Here is a 17,872-nt window from a genome sequence, read left to right as displayed (position 1 = left end):
GCCGGGCCCAGCGCCGTTAGCGGGCTTCACCTTCTCGGGACGCCCGCGGGGGGCAAGCACTGGCGATTCCGCGACCAGTTCGGCGGCCAGGAGAAGCTGCTCGCGATCGGCTCCTATCCCGAGCTGTCGCTCGCGGATGCTCGGCTTGCCCGTGACGAGGCGAAGGCGACCGCGCGTGGCGGCCGCGACCCCAGCGCCGTCAAGAGACAGAAGGAGCTCCTGTCGCGAAGGAGAGCGGCGAGACCTTCGAGGCCATCGCCCGCGAATGGCACGAGATGCAAAGGGGCCGCTGGGTCGAGAAGCACGCGGCCGACGTGCTGATCAGCCTGGAGCGCGACGTCTTCCCCAAGATCGGGACTCTCCCGGTCTGGCAGATCACGCCGCTCGACCTTCTCGGCGTGCTGCGCGAGGTCGAGAAGCGGGACGCCAAAGAGACGGCGAAGCGATTGCGGCAGCGGATCTCGTCCGTGGCCAAATACGCCATCATCGCGGCCCGCGGCGAGGTCGATCCTGCCGCGGCGCTCGGCGAGGCCCTGCTCCCGATCAAGAGGGGCCGGCAACCGGCGATCACGGATCTCGGAGACGCGCGCACCTTGAACGGACGGAGTCCCAGCCCGCGCATCCGGTGACGAAGCTCGGGATGCGGCTGCTTGCCCTCACGGTGCTTCGGCCGGGAACGCTGGCGCAGACGCCTTGGACGGAGCTGGCCGGGGTCGATCCCGATTCGCCGACGTGGCAGGTGCCGGCGCCGCGCTTCACGGGACTTCCTCGCCTCAACTTCGTCTACGGCCACAACGACCCGGAGCAGGTTCCCGCCCGGGAGCTCGCCGATTGCGCCGCGAAAGTCTTGGCCGAAAGCGGCCACTTGCTCGGCGCACTAAGACGCGCTTGGCGGCTAGCTTAAGCAGGTGGGATGACGGCGACGCTGCCGAGAGAGCGAGGACAGAGGTCGGCGCCTGCGCGTGAGCCTAGCGATAGCTGAGTTTATGATGCGATAGCCACGTGTTACGACAAACAAATCTCGTGACCTCATCTCCGCCCGAGCAGCTGTCAACGACCGAGTCCCTTTGAGCCTTGCCCGCCACGGCGCCGGGAAGGTCGAATACCCACCCAGTCATGGCAATGGCGGCAATTGCCACCACAACGCGGGCGAGAACCGGAACCGCTACGGGAGCTGAAGTATCTTTCTGATCTTGGCTAAGCGCGATCATTACTAATCCATTGCTGATAACGCCGGATTGGAGACGTGCCCGGATTGTTTTCGAACACTTAGTGAAAGTCCGGACCTGCGGGCGTGGCCGGGTGGACCTCGCCTCCCGCGGTCTGCGGTGGACAGGACTGGGTCGAGGGGATGACCGGGGAATGCGAGGCGGTGCTGGCGGCAGCGCCGCGGGGGGGGAGAGCGGCAAGCGCGAGGCCTGTCGCGAGGAGAAGCAGCAGCACGAGGCGCCTGAAGCTCGCCTCGGAAACGCTGCCGAACAGCTTCAAGCCGGCGACCACGCCGAGGGCGAGCGCGGGTAGCGAGGCGCCGACGAGCTCGGCCGTGCGCGCATCGAGATCGCCGTGAACGGCTATCAGGGCGAGCGCGAGAACCTGCATGACCAGGATGAAGGGTTGCACCTTCGCGCGTTGCACCTCCTTCCCGGCACCCGTGCAATCGCAGTAGAGGACCGGCACCGCGCCCGGCATGGCCGTGAGACCACCGACGAGACCGCCGAGAAAGCCGACGGCCACCTCCGTCGCGGGGCGCGTCTGTACCCGGAACTGGCGAGAGGGGCGCACAAGCATGATCGCCGCGTAAGCCACCAGGAAGAGTCCGAAGCTCACCTGAAAGAGGGACAGGTCGGTCCGGTGATAGATCTGGACCGCGATCGGCACTCCCAACGCTCCGCCGATCAACATCGGGCCGACGCTGCCGAGGGCGAGGCTCTTGCGGGCGCAAACCAACGTTCCTGCCTGTACGATGACACTGCAGATCATCAGAACCGGGATGATCGTCTTGGCCGGCAGCACGAGCATGAGGATCACGCCCGCGACCGGCGAGAATGCGAAGCCGGCGAAGGACGTCACGAACGCGCCGGAGAACGCCGCCGCGGACAGCACCACGAGGGTGTTCGCGTCCAGGATCATCGGAGCCACCGCACCTGAGTCGGGTCGCGGTCAAACCGCTCGTAGATCCGGATCGCCTCGGCGTAGGCGCCGGCGCGGCAGGCGCGGCAGGCGCGGCAGGCGCGGCGGGCCGCTAGCACGCGTCGACGCCAGCGAGGACCCGATCGGTCTCAGCCGGTCGAAGCTCGGCCCATTCCTCGATCTGCCAGACGACGTGCAGGTCGTGCGCGGCGCAGACCTGCAAGTCCCGCTCCGCACCTCTGGCGCCGGCCGTCGCGAACACCGTCGCGACCGTAAGCGCCGCGACGATCCATCGTCCGGCTGACGAGACCTCGAAACGATTGCTCATTCGGCCGCCGGAACATGGCCGGGAGCGATTGGAGAAGGTGGAAGGTTCCGCCGCCGTTGCGGCTCGGCCGGACGGACCGGGGCGTGATGGGGCCGATCGGCGGGCTCTGGCTGGCGACCGGCGCCCGGTCCTGCGCGACAGAGGCCGAGCCGGAGACAAGGACGACGGCCTCGACCAGCAGCGCGCTGATCGAAAAGGTAGCTCTCCATCGACGCAGCCCCAAACTCCTGCCGGGCTGGCCGACACAGCCACGCGGGCGAGATCTGACGCCTCGCTCCCAAGCACGAATCCTCCCTTATGACAGGGGCGATCACGCCGTGATAGGGAGAAAACTGCCTAGACATGGCGCGAACCAGGCATGCTCTGTATTCGTCTAGATCAGCGAGCATCCGTCGGCAGGGAACGGCCGGTATATGGGAGCATCAAAACTGGGCCGTCCTGGGCCGGGGCGGTCCGGCGTGCGGATGTCCGGCTTCTTCGCCGACCCCCTCGGCTACGATCTCGACCGATCGCCGCTCGGCATCCATGCCGCGGACGACCAACATCGCACCGTCGAAGACCATCAACCTGGACGCGACCGAGCGCTCGGGCCAGCGATAGGTTTCGAAACACATCTCCAGCTGGCGGGCGGTCGACGGGGCCGGCCCTGGTCCCTACCGCGCTCTACGTTGCGTTGACGGGCTTCCTGGTCTGGCGGCTATGGCGGGCGAAGCCAGCCGGTACCTGAACGCGCCGAGCCGCTGTGTCCGCCCAGCCACGCCAAGCGCTGTTCCGGGCCGGGTATCATGCGGGGTATGTTCGTCAATAGAACTGCCGGACAACTCGACATAACAAGGGCTTAAGGAGGTAGTTCGACCGTCTCCTTCTCCGCCAGTTGCTGGGTCAAAGCCTTCCCCTCCCTTCGCAAACCAGCATAAGACGCAGGGACGTGAGGGCGGTCGGATTCCCACGTTGTCTCATCGGGTCTCAGCCAATCTCCCATCTACCGGGGACGCGGCCGGGTATCCTGACCGCAGAACCGGGTCTCTTGAGGCCGGGAGTGCTGACCCGCGTCCAGATCCGAAAGGCAAGGCCCGAACCGAAGTGCCGCAAGCTCAGCGGCGGTAGCGGGCTTCACCTTCTCGGGACGCGCGGCAAGCTCTGGCGATTCCGCGACCAGTTCGGCGGCAAGGAGAAGCTGCTCGCGATCGGCTCCTATCCCGAGCTGTCGCTCGCGGATGCCCGGCTTGCCCCAGACGAGGCGAAGCCACCCTGCGCGGCGGCCGCGACCGGAGCGCCGTCAAGAGGCAGAAGAAGCTCATTGTCACGAAGGCGAGCGGCGAGACCTTCGTGGCGATCGCCCGCGAGCCTGCGGCTGGCCTCAGGTCCGTCACGGCGCACCTGGCCGTCCGGATCAAGCCGCGCCGCTCACCCCACCAGCGCCTCCCATCGCCTCAGTCGATCACCTCGTCGGCGCGGCTGAGGATGTCGGGCGGCAAAGCCAGTCCGAACTGCCTCGCTGCGCGCGCATTGAGGATGAATGGGAAGGAGGTCGGCTGCTCGATCGGCAGGTCGGCCGGCCTGCTCCCCTTCAGGATGCGGTCGATGTAGTAGGCCGCTTGCCTGACATGCTGGCGCTCGTCCGCTCCGAGCGTGAGGAGAGCCCCGGCGGCGGCGAAAGGCGGGTGATCCGAGACGACCGGCATTCCCGCCTTCGTGGCGAGGGCGACGATTCGAGCGGCCTGCCCCGTCAGGTTCGGCTGGACGACGAGCGCTTCGGCGCCCTCCTGTTTCATCCCGTCCAGCAGCTTTTCGTCGATCAGCTCGGGCGAGTCGATCAGCCGGCTGACCACAGACAAGCCGAGTTGGTCGGCGGCCACCTTGTTCTGGCGCAGGAACACGGGAGCGTTGGCGCTGCGGGAATTGCCCAGGAATGCCACCGTCCGAAGGCGGGGCATCACCTCCTTCAACAGTTGCAGGCGCTTGCCCGAGAGGTCCGGACTGGCCATGGAGATCCCGGTGAGGTTGCCGCCCGGTCGCGCGAGGCTGGCGACCAAACCCGCCGCAACCGGGTCCGAGGTCACGAGAACCACTGGAATGCCCGTGCCCTCCGTGGCACGCTTTGCCACGAACCCCGCCGGGGTCGTCCACGCCACGATGACGTCGACGCGCTGCTCGACGAGATCCCGGACGAACCTCTCGGCACGCGCGCGGTCGCCGTCCACGAAGGCAGCCTCGATCACGACGTCGCGTCCGTCGACGTAGCCGCGCTCCGTCAGGCCCTTCCGGAGCTCGTCGGTGGACGAGGACAGCGCGGGTCCCTGGAAGGTGATGAAGCCGATCCTGATCGGGCCGGTCCGCGTCTGCGCCCAAGCGCGAGACGACAACCCGACTGCGACCGGACCGGCGAGCAGCTCCCGCCGTCTCATTCGACACCTCTCGGCCTGCCCGTCGCGCGATCCTGGCACGCCGCGGCTCGCCTCGCCAGCATGCTTGGTGCTGCTACGGTCGGGCTCGCCCTGGCGTCCGGGCCATCCGATCCGCCCCCCTCGGCGCGGCCGCCGACCCCTTGCCGCTCAGCTCGGCCGAGTGGTGCGGGCGAGACGTCCGCCGTGACGGGCCTCCCTGCGGCCCGGCAGCGCGTCGCCCCTCGCGAGCCCGGTCGGAGCGCCGCCGATGCGGCGCTCCAGGCTTTGGGACGGCACCGTGCCGGTTCAGCCCTCGGGCGGTCTCCCGCCCGGCCGGATCAGGACAGGCTGGCCAGGAAGGCGCTGACCAGGGCCGCCGTCTCGCGCGGCTTCTCGATGAACGGGATGTGGCCGCCGCTCTCGACTTCGCGGTAGATGGCGCCCGGGATGTTGTCGGCGATGATCTTCGAGAAGAAGGCCGGAATGAAGTAGTCGTTGTCGCCCGCGATGATGAGCGAGGGGACATCAAACGTCTTCAGCCGTTCCGTGAACAGCGGCTCGTTCTCCTGCCCCGGCAGCTTGCGGCCCCACCAGAGGATCGAGTTCAGGAAGGCGTGGTACAGCTCGGGCGAGTTGTTGCGGATGTTGGCCTGGTTGGCCTGCATCACGCGCAGGCCGTCCTCGGTCTCCATGAACTCGCGCGTCATGGTCGACAGGCCCATGAAGTCGGCGATCTCCTCGCCCATGCCGAGCTTCTTCACCATCTTCTGGCGCAGGCGGAAATTGGTCTCGAGGGCGCGGTCCAGATGCGAGAACCCGCCGATGACGATCAGCGAGCGGGTCAGTTCGCGGTACTTGTCGGCGAAGCACATCGCCATGGCGCCGCCGAGCGACGAGCCCAGGATGTCGACCTTGTCGAAGCCGAGCTGGCGCGCCAGAGCCGCGAAATCGTCGGCCCAGAGTTCGGGCGTGTACGTGATCTCGGAGGGGGAATCCTTGCGCGAATGGCCGATGCCGCGCGGGTCCACCAGAATGGTCGTCGCCCGCTCCCGGATGAGGGGCTCGCCGAGCCGGTAGTAATTGTGGTCCATGCCGAGGCCAGGGAACAGCATGAGGGGCGGGCCGTCGCCCTGCATCTCGTACCAGATCTCCGTGCCATTCACTTGGGCCAAGGGCATGTGTCACTCCTGCGAAAGCATCGCCCGCGCAGAGGCGCGCGTCGCGCCGCCATCCGGCCGGGCCCCTCACCGTACAGCCGCCAACCGTAATATCAACTGCCTGTAATATGGGACGTTGACACGCCCGACGCCGCCCCGGTAGATCCCCGAAACCCCGGTCGAACCGGACTTGGGTCCGCTTTGTGCGAAGAGGGGGACGCGCTCAATGGGTCTGTTCGGACACAGACAGGTCCGTGCCGAAGACGACAACCTGATCGCCGGGCGCGGGCGCTACGTCGACGACCTGCGCTTTCCGGGGATGCTGCACGTGGCGATCGTCCGCAGCCAGGTGGCACGGGCGAAGATCAAGGTCGACGTCGCAGCCGCCCTGGCCCTTCCGGGCGTGCACGCCGTCTTCACCGCCGACGACCTGCCGCTGTCGGCGCGAATTCTTCCCGATTGCCACCCCAATCCGGCGCTGCGGCATCCCCGCGGACCGGCGGTGCTGGCCGCGGGCGAGGTGCGCTATGTCGGCGAGCCGATTGTCGCGATCGTGGCCGACAGCCGCTATCTGGCCGAGGACGCCGCCGACCTCGTGCTCGTCGAGTACGACGAGATGCCCGCCGTGATCGACCTCGAAAAGGCGATCCTGCCGGGGTCGCCCCTGGTGCATCCCGACGTGCCCTCGAATCTCGGCGCGCGCATCCCGGTGGTGACCGGAAACACCGATGCGGCCTTTGCCCAGGCCTTCTACGTGGCCCGCGAGCGGCTCGAAATCCAGCGCGGCGCCGGCCAGGCGATGGAGACCCGCGGGGTCGTCGCGTACTGGAACGAATATGAATCCCGGATGGTGGTCTGGAACGTCTCCCAGGTCCCGTTCGTGCACCGCACCGCGATCGCCAACGCGCTCGGCCTGCCCGAGAACTCCGTCCAGGTCCTGAACCCCGACGTCGGAGGCGGGTTCGGCTACAAGGGCCTGACCTACACCGAAGACCTGCTGGTCCCGGTCATCGCCCGCAAGCTCGGCTGCCCGATCAAGTGGATCGAGGACAGGCGCGAGCACCTGATCGCCTCCTATCACGAACGCACCCAGATCCATCACCTCGAGATGGCGGTCACGCAGGACGGCGTGATCCTGGGGATTCGCGGGCGCTTTCTCTACGACGCCGGCGCCTACACGCCGTGGGGGCCCGTCGTGCCGCTGCTCACCGCCGTGAACATTCCGGGGCCCTACAAGGTCCCGAACTACAAGGTGGACGCCGACATCGTCTACACGAACACGGTGCCGACGGCCCCGGTGCGCGGCGCGGGCCGGCCGCAGGCCTGCTACGTCTGCGAGCGCCTCCTCGACAAGGTCGGCCACGAACTGAAGATCGACCCGGCCGAACTCCGGCGCCGCAATTTGATCCAGCCGGACGAGTTTCCCTACGAACTCGGCTTCATCTCCCGCGACGGGACCAAGCGCACCTACGACAGCGGCGATTTCCCGGCCCTCCTCGGGCGCGGCCTCGCGATGATCAAGTACGACGCCCGGCGCGAGGAGCAGACGAAGCTCCGCCAGGAGGGCAAGTTCATCGGCATCGGGCTTGCGCTCTGCGTCGAGGACACCGGGCTCGGGCCCTTCGAGGAAGTCGGGATGTCGATCGAGCTGGACGGCTCGGTCACGGTGCGGATGGGGACCCCCTCGCAGGGGCAAGGCCAGCGCACGGCCTTTGCCCAGATCGTCGCCGACGAACTCGCGGTGCCGTTCGAGGCCGTGAAGGTGCTGACCGGCAACACCGACCTCGTGCGTTACAGCATCGGCACGTTCGCCAGCCGGGCCGGCGTGGTCACGGGATCGGCCGTGTCGATCGCCGCGAAGCAGCTCAAGCAGCGGGCTTTCGCGATCGGCGGCACGATGCTTCAGGCCCAGGCCGGCGACCTCGAGCTGGAGGAGGGCTGCGTCCGGGTGAAGGGCCAGCCGAGCCGCTCGGTGTCGCTGAAGGACATCGTGCACACCTCGCTCGGCGAATCCGGCGCCCCGCTGCCGATGCAGGAATTCGGTCCGGGCATGAGCACCGTGGCGAATTTCTGCCCGCCGACGAACACGTTCGCGACCGGCTGCCACTGCGCCGTGGTCGAGGTCGACCCGAAGACATGCCAAGTGAAGATCCTGCAATACGTTGCGGTGGAAGACTTCGGCAACGTCATCAATCCGCTCATCGTCGATGGCCAAGTCATCGGCGGTCTGGGGCTTGGGATCGGAAATACGTTCTTCGAGAAGGTCGTCTACGACGAGGGCGGCCAGATCCTGACGGGAACCTTCATGGACTATCTGATGGCGACCACCATGGACGTGCCCCGGGTGGAGATCGACTACATCGTGACCCCGTCTCCCTTGAATCCCCTCGGCATGAAGGGAGCCGGGCAGGGCGGCACGATCCCGGTTCCGGCCGTGCTCTCCGCCGCCGTGGAGGACGCGCTCCAGCCCTTCGGCGTCCGCCTCAACCATGTGCCGTTCAGCGAAAGCGACCTCTTCGCCTGGCTGGGCGAGGCCCGCACGCGCGCGGAGCAGGCCCAATGAAGCCCGCACCCTTCTCCTATGCGGCCCCGCACTCGGTCGAGGAGTGCCTCGATCTGCTCAGCCGCTACGGAACGGACGCGAAGCTCATGGCGGGCGGCCAGAGCCTGATGCCGCTCCTCAGCCTGCGCATGGCGCGCCCGTCCGTGATCATCGACATCAACCGGATCCCGGGTCTCGATGCCTGGGAGGTGACGGGCGAGGGCGTTCGGATCGGAGCCCGCGTTCGCCAGCGTTCGCTCGAACGCGACCGGGCGCTCCGCGCCGAAATCCCGCTGATGGCCGAGGCTGTGCAGTTCATCGGCCACCCGGCCACGCGCAGCCGCGGCACCATCGTGGGCTCGATGTGCCACGCCGACCCGGCGGCCGAGCTGCAGGTCTGCGCCATTCTGCTCGGCGCGGCCTTCCGCTTGCGCTCGCACTCCGGTGACCGCGTGGTTTCGGCCGAGGAGTTCTTCCTCGATGCGCTGACGACCGCTGTCGGCGAGGAGGAACTGGTCGAGGAGGTCAGGCTGCCCCTGCCCGTCGTCGGGGCCGGCTATTCCTTCTCGGAAGTGTCGCGCCGGCACGGCGATTTCGCCATGGTGTCGGTCGGCTGCATCGTCACCCGCGACGCGCAGGGCCGGCTGGACGAGTCAGCCGTCGCCCTCGGCGGCATTGGCAGCCGCGCGCAGCGCTTCCGGCTCGGCGACTATGCGCCAGGTGCAACAGCGGTCCCGGCCCTGTTCGCGGACTTCGCCCGCCATGTCGCCGAAACCATCGAGCCCGATGCCGATCTCCACGCCAGCACCGAGTATCGGCGCGCGCTTGCGGCCCATCTGGTCCAGCAGGGCTTGGACGTCGCGGCCAGCCGTACCGAATCAGGAGCGCAGTGATGCCGATGCCGGCTGAACGGATGGACGTCGAACTCTCTGTCAATGGCAGGGATTACACGCGTCGGCAGGTGGAAGCGCGCCGGACCCTGGCCGATTTTCTGAGGGAAGACCTCTCTCTCACGGGCACGCATCTCGGCTGCGAGCACGGCGCCTGCGGGGCCTGCACGGTGCTCATCGACGACGCGCCGGTGCGGTCCTGCCTGACCCTCGCTGTTCAGGCGAACGGGACGCGCATCCGCACCGTCGAGGGTCTCGGCACGGATGGCGAGCTGCATGCGGTCCAGAAGGCCTTCAAGCAGCACCACGCGCTGCAATGTGGCTTCTGCACGCCTGGGTTCCTGACCGCTTCGGTGGCCCTGCTTGAGGAGAATCCCTCTCCGACCGAACTCGAGGTTCGCGAGTGGCTCAGCGGAAACATCTGTCGTTGCACCGGCTACCAGTTCATTGTGGATGCCGTACTGGCGGCGGCGGCCGAGCTGCGTGAGCGGCGGGGCGCGGGGACAGGCTCTCCAGCCTGACCGCAAGCGGCTATAAGGTCGTGACCGTCCAAATAGCCGTGCCGGAGCGAAGATGAAGCCAGACGACCTGATGAAAATCTCGAGTGTTGCCGCGCCCGTGCGGCTTCAGGTCGTCAATTCCTTCCGGTCCGCAATCCTGGCCGGACGCTTCCAGCCAGGGGAGCGACTCGTCGAGAAGGATCTTTGCGAGCTGACCGGCGCCAGCCGCACCTCGGTCCGCGAGGCCCTGCGCCAGCTCGAGACCGAGGGGCTGGTGCAGATGGTCCCCAACAAGGGACCCATCGTGGCCCTGATCAGCCCCGAGCAGGCGCGCAGCATCTATGAGGTCAGAGGGGCGCTCGAGGCGCTCGCCGGCGCCCTCTTCGCCACCCGGGCAAGTGACGCGCAGATCGCCGCCCTCGAGAAGACGGTCGAGCCGGTCTGGAAGGGCTACAAGTCCGGCAAGATCGAGCAGATCCTCGTCGCCAAGGACGCCTTCTACGACGCCCTGCTGGACGGCGCCGGCAACGACATGATCCCGTCGGTGCTGCGCATGATGCAGGCGCGGATCAGCCTGCTGCGGCGGGTGTCGCTCGGCGTGACGTCCCGGCTCGACACCAGCATCGCGGAAATCCGGGACATCGTCAGGGCGGCCAAGGCCCGGGACCCGGCCGCCACGTCGGAGGCCTGCCTGCGTCACGTCCGCAACGCCGCCGAGGCGGCCCTGGCCCTGATGACCGACACTAAAAAGTAGCGGAAGACCGTAATACGAGATGACGGTCATGTTGACTGACATGGCCGTCCGGGTATGGTGCGCCCCGGCCGAGATGGCGCGGGCGAAACACGATCGGTGACCGTGCGCCCGAAATAAAAACGGGAGGGGTGCATCGTGCCTTTGAAGTTCAAGTCTGAAGCTCGGAGCCTGCGGACAGGGCGTCGTCTGCCGCTCGGAGCGCTGCTCGGCGTGATGTTGGCCGGGGGCGCCATCTCCTCGGCCGCCGCGCAAGAGGTGAGCGCGACGGTGGGCGCCGTGATGCCGCTGTCAGGCCCGGCCGCCACATACGGCCAGAGCTTCACGGGCGTGGTCTCGATCGCCCAGGGCGCTCTCAAGGCCGAAGGCATCGCCCTGAAGGTCATCACCGAAGACGGTGCGGCCGATGTCCCGGCCTCGATCACCGCCTACAACAAGCTCGTCCGCATCGACAAGGTGGCGGCGATCGTGAATGCGGTCAGCCCGGTGGTGTTGGCGCTCGGCCCGCTCGGCGAGCGCGACAAGGTCGTGCAGATCAACTCGATGGCGGCGGACCCGCTGATCGGCAAGATCGGGCCGTTCACCTTCAGCACGATGCCGAGCTACCAGATCGAAGCGACCGATGCGGCCCGGTTCGCCCACGCAAAGGGCGCCCGCAAGGCCTTCATCATCTACCAGGATACCGCAGCCGGTAAGGCGGCGGCCGATGTCTTCAGGCCGGCGTTCCAGACGCTCGGCGGCACCGTGCTGGGGGAAGAGGGCTACAAGGCCGGCGCCACCGATTACCGGGCGCAGTTGACCCGCGCCATGAGCGAGAAGCCCGACTGGATCTATCTCGCCTCCTATGCGGCCGAGACCGGGCGCATCCTGGCTCAGGCTCAGCGGATGGGCATCACCGGCAAGGTCAAGCTGATCGGCAACGTGGCCGCGTCCCAGCCCGAAACCGTCGAGCTCGGCGGCGCCGGCGCGGAAGGCTTCATCCATGCGAGCTGGCCGTTCGATCCCGAGAACGGCTCGGCCGCGATGAAGAAGTTCGCCGCGGACTACAAGGCCAGCAACGGCGGCGCCACGCCGAGCGTCTATGCGGCCACGAGCTACGACGCGCTGATCGTCCTCGGCCGCGCCTTCAAGTCGGGCGCCAAGACCGCGCCGGAGATCCAGGCGTTTCTGTCGAAGATCGGCAAGGTCGATGGCGTGACCGGCCTGTGGCACTTCGATGAGCGCGGGCAGGTGGTCCTGAAAACCCGCTTCGTCGAGATCAAAGACGGCAAGCGCGTCGCGCTCGCCGACTAGCGGACTGGCCGCACCTTGGCGCGCGGCCCCGCCGCGCGCCGCCCCCTCGATCCGAAAAACCCCCGCTTCATGTCGCTCCTCCTCTACGGGCTGATATCCGGCTGCGTGTACGGCCTCTGGGCCGCCAGTTTCAGCCTGATCTATCGCGCCACGCGCATCTTCCACGTTGTCCATGCGGCGGTCTTCACGACGGCGGCCTACGGCTACTGGGTCGCGTCCCCCTTGATCGGCCAGGTGGCGGCCGCAGCCTTCGCGCTCGTCCTTTCGGTGGTGCTGGGGGTCGGGGCAGAGCTCCTGCTCTATCGGCCCCTGGCGCGGCGAGGGGCGAGCGCCGTGCTGCTGTTTGTCGTCTCGCTGGGCGCCTACATCGTCGTCGAGAACACGATCCAACTGATCTGGGGCGCCGCGCCCCGCTCGGTGCCGGTGCCGTTCGACTCCGTGCTCCAGACCTATGTCACGGTGCTGGGGGCCGGCGTCAGCGCGCTGGAGCTGGCGGAAGCCGGTGTGGCGCTGGCGCTGTGGGGCGGCCTCGTCGCCTTTCTCCGCTGGACTTCCCTGGGCGCGGCCATCCGGGCCGTGACGATCGCGCCGGAGCTGGCGGAGCTGTCCGGGATCAAGGTCGGACAGATCCGCGTGGCCACCTTTGCGGGCGGTTCGCTGCTGATCGGGATCGCCGGCCTGATGATGCTGATGAAGACCGGCATCGAGCCGAGCTCGGGGCTGCCCGTCTGGGTGGTCGCCATCGTCGCCACCCTGATCGGGCGCGCCTCCGTGGTCGGCTCCTTCGTCGCCAGCATCGGCATGGGCCTCACCGAGAGCGCGATGCTGATCTGGTTTCCCGCCGCCTGGCAGCCGGCCATGCCGGTGCTGATTTTGCTCGGCTTTCTGGTCGTCGATGCCGCTCGCGCTCGGCTCGTGACCTGGCAAGGACGCCGGCTCGCTCGCAGGAATGTCGCCGGATGATCGTCTACCTGTATGAAGTCGTGGCGCTCGCCTGCATCTTTGCGATCGCCAGCATGAGTCTGAACCTGGTGCTGGGGCGTGCCGGCCTGTTCTCGCTGGCGCACGGCGTCCTGCTCGGGATCGGTGCCTACATCTACGGGCTGCTGACGACGCAGGCCGGCGTTTCGCCGGCGGTCGGGGTGGTCGCGGCCGTGGTCGGCACGGCCGTGCTTGGCGCCGCGCTGGCGGCCGTGTCCGTGCATCTCGACGAGGAGCAGTTCGCAGTCACCACGCTCGCCTTCAACCTGCTGGTGGTCATTGTCCTGACGAACTGGGCATCTCTGACCCGCGGCGCCTATGGCGTCGCCCAGATCCCCCGGCTCTCGATCGGCGACGCCGATCCGCAGTTGATGCTCCTGCTAGCGGCGCTGCTGCTGGCCGCGCTCACCTTCGTGGCCTTCCGGGCCCTGGCCAAATCCGGCTTCGGCCAGTTGCTCGTCGCGAGCGCGTCGGATCCCGACATGGTGCGGGCGCTCGGCGGGCCCGTGTGGAGCCTCAGGGTGCGGGCGTTCGCCATCGGCAGCGCGGGCGCCGGGCTCGCCGGTGCGCTGTTTGCGATGCAGGCCGGCTACATCGCGCCGCCGCTATTCGAGCTGCACCTGTCCGTCCTCATCCTGGCGATGGTCATCCTGGGTGGAACCCGCAGCGTCGGCGGCGCGGTGCTCGGCGCGGTGGTCCTGATCGGCATCCCCGAGGCGCTGCGCTTCGCGGCCTTCAACGCGGTCTCCGCCGGGCCGCTGCGGCAGATCGTGTTCGGGCTCCTGATCATCGTGACCATCTACGTTCGCCTCCACAGCAAGACGTCCAGGGCATGACGATGACAGGGGTCAGCAGCAGCATGACGGCCGCATCGGGCAGCGCCCGCGGCGGCGTCGAAATCCGGCGCCTGCACAAATCCTTCGGCGGTGTGCGGGCCGTGTGGGACGTGAGCTTCACGGTGCCGGCCGGCAAGACGGTGGGGCTGATCGGGCCGAATGGCTCGGGCAAGACGACCCTGCTCAACCTCCTGGCCGGCTACTACAAGCCCGACGCCGGCGAGATCCTGTATGGCGGCACCGACCTGGCCGGCCTACCGCCCGAGCGGATCGCCCGGGCGGGCGTGGTCAGGACCTGGCAGGACCCCCGCATCGTCCCCGACCTGACGGTGGCCGAGAACGTCGCCATCGGGGCGCTGGCGCGTGGCGCGGGCATGCCGAACGACGCGGCGCGGCGGGCCTTGCTGGCCGAGAGCGGCCTCACCGCCGTGGCTGACACGCCGGCCGGATCGCTTCCCTATGGCCAGCAGAAGCTCGTGGCGATCGCCCGCTCCCTCGCGGCGAGCCCGGCAGTCCTGCTCCTGGATGAGCCGCTCGCCGGCCTGTCTGCCTTCGAGCGCCAGCACGTGGTCGCCCTGATCCAGCAGTTCCGCACCACCGGGACGGTGCTTCTGGTCGATCACGCGTTCGGCGTGATCGCGCAGCTCTGCGACCACGTGGTGGTCCTGAACACCGGCACCAAGCTGACCGAAGGCCCGCCCGGCGTCATCAGCAAGGATCCGAGCGTCATTGAGGTTTACTTCGGATGAGCTCCGCCCAGCCCTTGCCCAGCCTCTCGGACGGCCTTTCGGTCCGCGGCCTCCATGCAGGTTACGGCCGCAAGACGGTGCTGCAGGATGTCTCGCTGGATGTCGCACGCGGTGAGATCGTCGCGCTCCTCGGCGTGAACGGGGCCGGCAAGACCACCTTCCTGAAGACCGTGATCGGGCTGCTCGCCCGTCAGCAGGGCACCATCCACCTGGGCGGCCAGGATATCGGTCGACGCAGCGCGGCCGAGAACGCGCGCGGCGGTCTTGTCCTCGTTCCGGAAGGCGCGCGTTCGTTTCACGATCTCACGGTCCGCGAAAACCTCCACATCAGCTCCCTCATCGTGCGCGACGGCGCGGATTTCCGGCGCCGGTACGAGGAGGTGCTGGACTGCTTCCCCAACCTGACGCGCCGCCTCGCCCAGAAGGCGGGCGTGCTCTCGGGCGGCGAACGGCAGATGCTCGCCATCGGCCGGGCGCTGATCCTGAGGCCCCGCATCCTGCTCCTGGACGAACCGTTTCTCGGCCTCGCTCCCGTGATGATCGGCGAGGTGGTGCGCCAGCTCCACAATCTGAAGGAGCGGCTGCAATGCGGCATCCTGATCGCTGAGCAGCACGTCCCGACTACGCTGAAGCTGTGCGACCGGGCCTTCGTGGTCCGGGATCACGGCATGCATGCGGTCGGACGCGAGGAGGACGGCGCCGACGCGGAGAGCAAGATCGTCTCGCTGCTGCTGGGGACGTCCGCCGCAGCACACTAACGGGCCCCGCCCGCCAAACCTGGTTCATTCTCCCCATGCTTCATCACCGCCTCGACGGCTCCGGCCCGCCGCTTGTTCTGCTGCATCCCATTGGTCTCGACCTCACCTGCTGGGACGGCGTGGTCCCCAGCCTGGCCGCCCGCTTCACGGTGCTCCGCCTCGATCTGCCGGGCCACGGCGGGTCGCCCCTTCCCGGGCCGGACCACACCCTCGCCGATTACGCACAGGACGTGGCCGAGTGCCTGCGGGACGTCGTCCCGGGGCCCGCAGCCGTGCTCGGACTGTCGTTTGGCGGGATGATCGCGCAGACGCTCGCGATCCATCATCCCGGGCTGGTCGCCGCCCTCATCCCTTGCGGCTGCCCAAGCGAGTTTCCGGCGGCAGCGCGCGCAGCCATCGCGGAGCGCGGTGCAGCGGCGGAGCGCGGCGGAATGGCGGCCGTGCTCGATGCCACCATGGAGCGCTGGTTCACCCCGGGCTTCATGAACGCGCCGGAGGCCGCGCGCGTCCGCCAGGTTCTCCTCGCCGATGACCCGCGCGGTTGGGCGATCGGCTGGCGTGCCATCTCGAGGTTGGACACGTCGGGCGGTCTCGGGGCCGTCACGGCGCCCACCTGCTGCATCGCGGGCTCGGCGGACGCGGCCGTGCCGCCGGATGCCACCCGGCGCATCGCCGGTCACATTCCCCAGGCCCGCTTCGTCGAGCTCCCGGGGGCACCGCACATGATGCATCTCGAACAGCCTCGCGCGTTCAGCGACGCTGTCCTGGATTTCCTGAAATAAGCGCGACAGCCTCGCGCCAGTGTTCGAAAATGGAGTATTGAATATGAAGAGCAAGCGGTACGACGATGGTTTGGCCCTGCGGCGCCAGGTTCTTGGGTCTGAATACGTCGATCGGTCGCTCGCGTCCGCTGATGAATTCGGCGGTCCTCTGCAGGAACTCGTGACGGAATATTGCTGGGGGGCGGTTTGGGGGCGCGAGGAGCTGCCTACCAAGACGCGAAGCATGCTGAACCTCGCCATGCTGACAGCGCTGAACCGGCCGCACGAGCTGAAGATCCACGTCCGCGGCGCCCTCCGCAACGGCTGCACCCAGGAGGAGATCCGCGAGGTCCTCCTGCAGACGGCGATCTATTGCGGCGTCCCGGCCGCCATCGACGCCATGCGGACCGCACGCGAGGCGCTGAAGGATTTCGAGCGCGAAACCGCAGAAGCGAAGTGATCTGCCGGTCGGGGGCGCCTCGCGCGCCCTCGGCCGCAACCACATCAGGATAACAGGCTCGCAATGGCGATGATCATGAACGGCGGCGCGGTGATACTCGCCGACCGGGACAAGGTGTGGGCGGCCCTCAACGATCCGGCCGTCCTGAGGGCCTGCATTCCGGGCTGTCAGGAATTGGACATGGTCAGCGACACGGAGTTCACGGCCACCGTGCGGGCGGCTGTTGGGCCCGTGAAGGCGACGTTCAAGGGGCGGGTGCAACTGCTCGATCTCGATCCGCCGAACGGCTACCGCATCTCGGGTGAGGGGCAGGGAGGCGTCGCGGGGTTCGCCAAGGGCGGCGCGATCGTGCGGCTCGAGGATGCCGAGGGCGGCACCAGGCTGACCTACGAGGTCAACGCGCAGATCGGCGGCAAGCTGGCGCAACTCGGCGGGCGCCTGGTCGGCGGGGTCGCAAAGAAATACGCGGACGAGTTCTTCGCCGCCTTCACCAAGGCTGTCGAAGCAGCATAGGCGCCCAGCGCCTCGGGTCGGACGAGCCGAACCGGGACATCCGGATCGCGGCTCGGCGCCCCGGACCCGAGCCTCACTCAGACGGGGCGCGGCCCCGGATCGCGCGCCCCGACAGGGCGAGCTGAAGGACGGCCGCGCAGGCGAGCTGCGCCGCCACAACCACGAAGGCGACCGGGTAGCTTCCGCTGGCGCTCACCAGCACCGAGAACAGGAGCGGCCCGGCCATGTAGCCCAGGAAGGTGACGACGCCGCTCGCGGCCGTCGCTTCCACAATCCTGTCGGGCGGGGCAAGGCGCGCCACCTCGGCCAAATACACGCCGTTCCAGCTCGCCGCCACGAAGCCGGTCAGGCCCGCCGCCAAGCAGGCGAGGAGCAGCGGCGGCCGCTCCGGCAGCCATCCGAACCAGGCCACCAGGAGCGCGGCGGCGAGGGCCTGGACGGCCAGGTTGCGGGTGGCCGAGCCGGTTCGGTCCGCCAGCCATCCGAGCGCGATCCGGGCGAACACGCCCGCGCCCTGGAGCGAGGCGTAGGCGAGTCCGGCCTCCGCAAGCGGCAGGCCGCGATCCACCACCAGGTAGGTCACCGTGAAGGAGAACAGCGCCCCCTGCACGACCGAGAAGGACACGGCGAGGCTGGTCAGCAGGAGCAGCGCTGGTTCGGCCCGCATCAGCCCGAACGGCGCAGCAACGTTGGCGGGCCGGAAGAGGTCACCGGGGCGGACCTGCCGGGCCGGGTCCCGCTCCGCGTCAAAGCGCGTCCGCACGCCCTCCAGGGCGAGGGCGGCGCAGACCGCCAGGACGATGGCGACGGCCAGGGCGCCGGGCCAGCCCCAGGCC

The 17,872-nt window shown here is 68.4% G+C and carries 21 protein-coding genes; 16 read left to right on the top strand and 5 right to left on the bottom strand.

What is annotated here, in order from left to right:
• From JWR86_RS17830 to JWR86_RS15890, 3 genes are all read left to right on the top strand, one after another.
• The coding region (locus tag JWR86_RS17830; RefSeq protein ID WP_366914592.1) for an Arm DNA-binding domain-containing protein at positions 1–321 on the top strand (321 nt) is incomplete at its 5' end.
• Entirely contained in the window at positions 276–629 is a 354-nt protein-coding gene (locus tag JWR86_RS15895) for a hypothetical protein (protein WP_299567335.1), read from the top strand. The genes JWR86_RS17830 and JWR86_RS15895, both read left to right, overlap by 46 nt.
• Positions 630–640: 11 nt before the next feature.
• Positions 641–904: a hypothetical protein gene (locus JWR86_RS15890; protein WP_299567334.1), complete on the top strand. Its 264-nt coding sequence runs from the start codon at positions 641–643 to the stop codon at positions 902–904.
• Positions 905–1,269: 365 nt separating this feature from the next.
• Here the strand turns inward: JWR86_RS15890 and JWR86_RS15885 are convergent, their stop codons facing one another.
• Together JWR86_RS15885 and JWR86_RS15880 are read right to left on the bottom strand one after the other, a co-directional pair.
• A complete protein-coding gene (locus JWR86_RS15885) occupies positions 1,270–2,130 on the bottom strand; it encodes a sulfite exporter TauE/SafE family protein (protein WP_299567333.1) in 861 nt (286 codons plus the stop codon).
• Positions 2,131–2,242: 112 nt separating this feature from the next.
• Positions 2,243–2,458, bottom strand: a complete 216-nt coding sequence (locus tag JWR86_RS15880) for a hypothetical protein (protein WP_299567332.1) — start codon at positions 2,456–2,458, stop codon at positions 2,243–2,245.
• A gap of 928 nt (positions 2,459–3,386) precedes the next feature.
• On the opposite strand from JWR86_RS15880, the gene JWR86_RS15875 reads away from it, so the two are divergent.
• On the top strand, positions 3,387–3,920 hold the full coding sequence (locus JWR86_RS15875) for an Arm DNA-binding domain-containing protein (protein ID WP_366914591.1): 534 nt from the start codon (positions 3,387–3,389) through the stop codon (positions 3,918–3,920).
• On the opposite strand, the gene JWR86_RS15870 is transcribed toward JWR86_RS15875, so the two are convergent.
• Together JWR86_RS15870 and JWR86_RS15865 are read right to left on the bottom strand one after the other, a co-directional pair.
• Positions 3,892–4,866: an ABC transporter substrate-binding protein gene (locus JWR86_RS15870; RefSeq protein ID WP_299567330.1), complete on the bottom strand. Its 975-nt coding sequence runs from the start codon at positions 4,864–4,866 to the stop codon at positions 3,892–3,894. The genes JWR86_RS15875 and JWR86_RS15870 overlap by 29 nt on opposite strands.
• Positions 4,867–5,183: 317 nt before the next feature.
• Positions 5,184–6,023 carry an alpha/beta hydrolase gene (locus JWR86_RS15865; RefSeq protein WP_299567329.1) on the bottom strand — a complete coding sequence of 280 codons (840 nt, stop codon included), beginning with the start codon at positions 6,021–6,023 and terminating at the stop codon, positions 5,184–5,186.
• Between the two features lie 205 nt (positions 6,024–6,228).
• On the opposite strand from JWR86_RS15865, the gene JWR86_RS15860 reads away from it, so the two are divergent.
• The 12 genes from JWR86_RS15860 to JWR86_RS15805 all read left to right on the top strand — a co-directional run bounded on the left by JWR86_RS15860 (position 6,229) and on the right by JWR86_RS15805 (position 17,036).
• Positions 6,229–8,565, top strand: coding sequence for a xanthine dehydrogenase family protein molybdopterin-binding subunit (locus tag JWR86_RS15860; RefSeq protein WP_299567328.1), 2,337 nt, complete (start codon positions 6,229–6,231; stop codon positions 8,563–8,565).
• Positions 8,562–9,437 carry an FAD binding domain-containing protein gene (locus JWR86_RS15855; protein WP_299567327.1) on the top strand — a complete coding sequence of 292 codons (876 nt, stop codon included), beginning with the start codon at positions 8,562–8,564 and terminating at the stop codon, positions 9,435–9,437. Before JWR86_RS15860 ends, JWR86_RS15855 begins: the two co-directional genes overlap by 4 nt.
• 5 nt (positions 9,438–9,442) lie before the next feature.
• The gene (locus JWR86_RS15850; protein WP_366914593.1) at positions 9,443–9,955 is read left to right on the top strand and encodes a (2Fe-2S)-binding protein; all 513 of its coding nucleotides are present in this window, start codon (positions 9,443–9,445) and stop codon (positions 9,953–9,955) included.
• A gap of 52 nt (positions 9,956–10,007) precedes the next feature.
• On the top strand, positions 10,008–10,688 hold the full coding sequence (locus JWR86_RS15845; protein ID WP_299567324.1) for a GntR family transcriptional regulator: 681 nt from the start codon (positions 10,008–10,010) through the stop codon (positions 10,686–10,688).
• 135 nt (positions 10,689–10,823) lie between these two features.
• Complete coding sequence (locus JWR86_RS15840; RefSeq protein ID WP_299567323.1) at positions 10,824–11,978, top strand: ABC transporter substrate-binding protein; 1,155 nt, start codon at positions 10,824–10,826, stop codon at positions 11,976–11,978.
• A 69-nt stretch (positions 11,979–12,047) separates the two neighbouring features.
• A complete protein-coding gene (locus JWR86_RS15835) occupies positions 12,048–12,941 on the top strand; it encodes a branched-chain amino acid ABC transporter permease (RefSeq protein ID WP_299567321.1) in 894 nt (297 codons plus the stop codon).
• Complete coding sequence (locus tag JWR86_RS15830; protein ID WP_299567320.1) at positions 12,938–13,795, top strand: branched-chain amino acid ABC transporter permease; 858 nt, start codon at positions 12,938–12,940, stop codon at positions 13,793–13,795. The genes JWR86_RS15835 and JWR86_RS15830 overlap by 4 nt, the downstream gene beginning before the upstream one ends.
• Positions 13,792–14,544, top strand: a complete 753-nt coding sequence (locus JWR86_RS15825) for an ABC transporter ATP-binding protein (RefSeq protein WP_299567319.1) — start codon at positions 13,792–13,794, stop codon at positions 14,542–14,544. Before JWR86_RS15830 ends, JWR86_RS15825 begins: the two co-directional genes overlap by 4 nt.
• On the top strand, positions 14,541–15,302 hold the full coding sequence (locus JWR86_RS15820; RefSeq protein WP_299567318.1) for an ATP-binding cassette domain-containing protein: 762 nt from the start codon (positions 14,541–14,543) through the stop codon (positions 15,300–15,302). Before JWR86_RS15825 ends, JWR86_RS15820 begins: the two co-directional genes overlap by 4 nt.
• A 35-nt stretch (positions 15,303–15,337) precedes the next feature.
• Positions 15,338–16,084: an alpha/beta fold hydrolase gene (locus tag JWR86_RS15815; RefSeq protein ID WP_299567317.1), complete on the top strand. Its 747-nt coding sequence runs from the start codon at positions 15,338–15,340 to the stop codon at positions 16,082–16,084.
• A gap of 43 nt (positions 16,085–16,127) precedes the next feature.
• Complete coding sequence (pcaC, locus tag JWR86_RS15810) at positions 16,128–16,523, top strand: 4-carboxymuconolactone decarboxylase (protein WP_299567315.1); 396 nt, start codon at positions 16,128–16,130, stop codon at positions 16,521–16,523.
• Positions 16,524–16,586: 63 nt separating this feature from the next.
• Positions 16,587–17,036 (top strand): carbon monoxide dehydrogenase subunit G, encoded by a 450-nt coding sequence (locus tag JWR86_RS15805; protein WP_299567314.1) that lies wholly within the window; start codon positions 16,587–16,589, stop codon positions 17,034–17,036.
• A gap of 73 nt (positions 17,037–17,109) precedes the next feature.
• Here JWR86_RS15805 and JWR86_RS15800 read toward each other — a convergent pair.
• Positions 17,110–17,872, bottom strand: a 763-nt coding sequence (locus JWR86_RS15800) for an MFS transporter (RefSeq protein ID WP_299567313.1), incomplete at its 5' end; no start/stop codon positions are given.

Origin of the sequence: Enterovirga sp., assembly GCF_028290205.1 — a bacterium.
Classification (GTDB): domain Bacteria; phylum Pseudomonadota; class Alphaproteobacteria; order Rhizobiales; family Beijerinckiaceae; genus Enterovirga.
Note: the sequence above shows the minus strand (reverse complement) of the source record. Positions and strands in the feature narration are given on the sequence as shown.

Bases quoted from the DNA above. Each gene is read 5' to 3' on its own strand.
- JWR86_RS15805 (WP_299567314.1), top strand. From the start codon at position 16,587: ATGGCGATGATCATGAACGGCGGCGCGGTGATACTCGCCGACCGGGAC.
- JWR86_RS15815 (WP_299567317.1), top strand. From the start codon at position 15,338: ATGCTTCATCACCGCCTCGACGGCTCCGGCCCGCCGCTTGTTCTGCTG.
- JWR86_RS15855 (WP_299567327.1), top strand. From the start codon at position 8,562: ATGAAGCCCGCACCCTTCTCCTATGCGGCCCCGCACTCGGTCGAGGAG.
- JWR86_RS15820 (WP_299567318.1), top strand. From the start codon at position 14,541: ATGAGCTCCGCCCAGCCCTTGCCCAGCCTCTCGGACGGCCTTTCGGTC.
- JWR86_RS15825 (WP_299567319.1), top strand. From the start codon at position 13,792: ATGACGATGACAGGGGTCAGCAGCAGCATGACGGCCGCATCGGGCAGC.
- JWR86_RS15860 (WP_299567328.1), top strand. From the start codon at position 6,229: ATGGGTCTGTTCGGACACAGACAGGTCCGTGCCGAAGACGACAACCTG.
- JWR86_RS15870 (WP_299567330.1), bottom strand. From the start codon at position 4,866: ATGAGACGGCGGGAGCTGCTCGCCGGTCCGGTCGCAGTCGGGTTGTCG.
- JWR86_RS15880 (WP_299567332.1), bottom strand. From the start codon at position 2,458: ATGAGCAATCGTTTCGAGGTCTCGTCAGCCGGACGATGGATCGTCGCG.
- JWR86_RS15885 (WP_299567333.1), bottom strand. From the start codon at position 2,130: ATGATCCTGGACGCGAACACCCTCGTGGTGCTGTCCGCGGCGGCGTTC.
- JWR86_RS15835 (WP_299567321.1), top strand. From the start codon at position 12,048: ATGTCGCTCCTCCTCTACGGGCTGATATCCGGCTGCGTGTACGGCCTC.
- JWR86_RS15845 (WP_299567324.1), top strand. From the start codon at position 10,008: ATGAAGCCAGACGACCTGATGAAAATCTCGAGTGTTGCCGCGCCCGTG.
- JWR86_RS15895 (WP_299567335.1), top strand. From the start codon at position 276: ATGCAAAGGGGCCGCTGGGTCGAGAAGCACGCGGCCGACGTGCTGATC.
- JWR86_RS15830 (WP_299567320.1), top strand. From the start codon at position 12,938: ATGATCGTCTACCTGTATGAAGTCGTGGCGCTCGCCTGCATCTTTGCG.
- pcaC (WP_299567315.1), top strand. From the start codon at position 16,128: ATGAAGAGCAAGCGGTACGACGATGGTTTGGCCCTGCGGCGCCAGGTT.
- JWR86_RS15850 (WP_366914593.1), top strand. From the start codon at position 9,443: ATGCCGGCTGAACGGATGGACGTCGAACTCTCTGTCAATGGCAGGGAT.
- JWR86_RS15865 (WP_299567329.1), bottom strand. From the start codon at position 6,023: ATGCCCTTGGCCCAAGTGAATGGCACGGAGATCTGGTACGAGATGCAG.
- JWR86_RS15890 (WP_299567334.1), top strand. From the start codon at position 641: ATGCGGCTGCTTGCCCTCACGGTGCTTCGGCCGGGAACGCTGGCGCAG.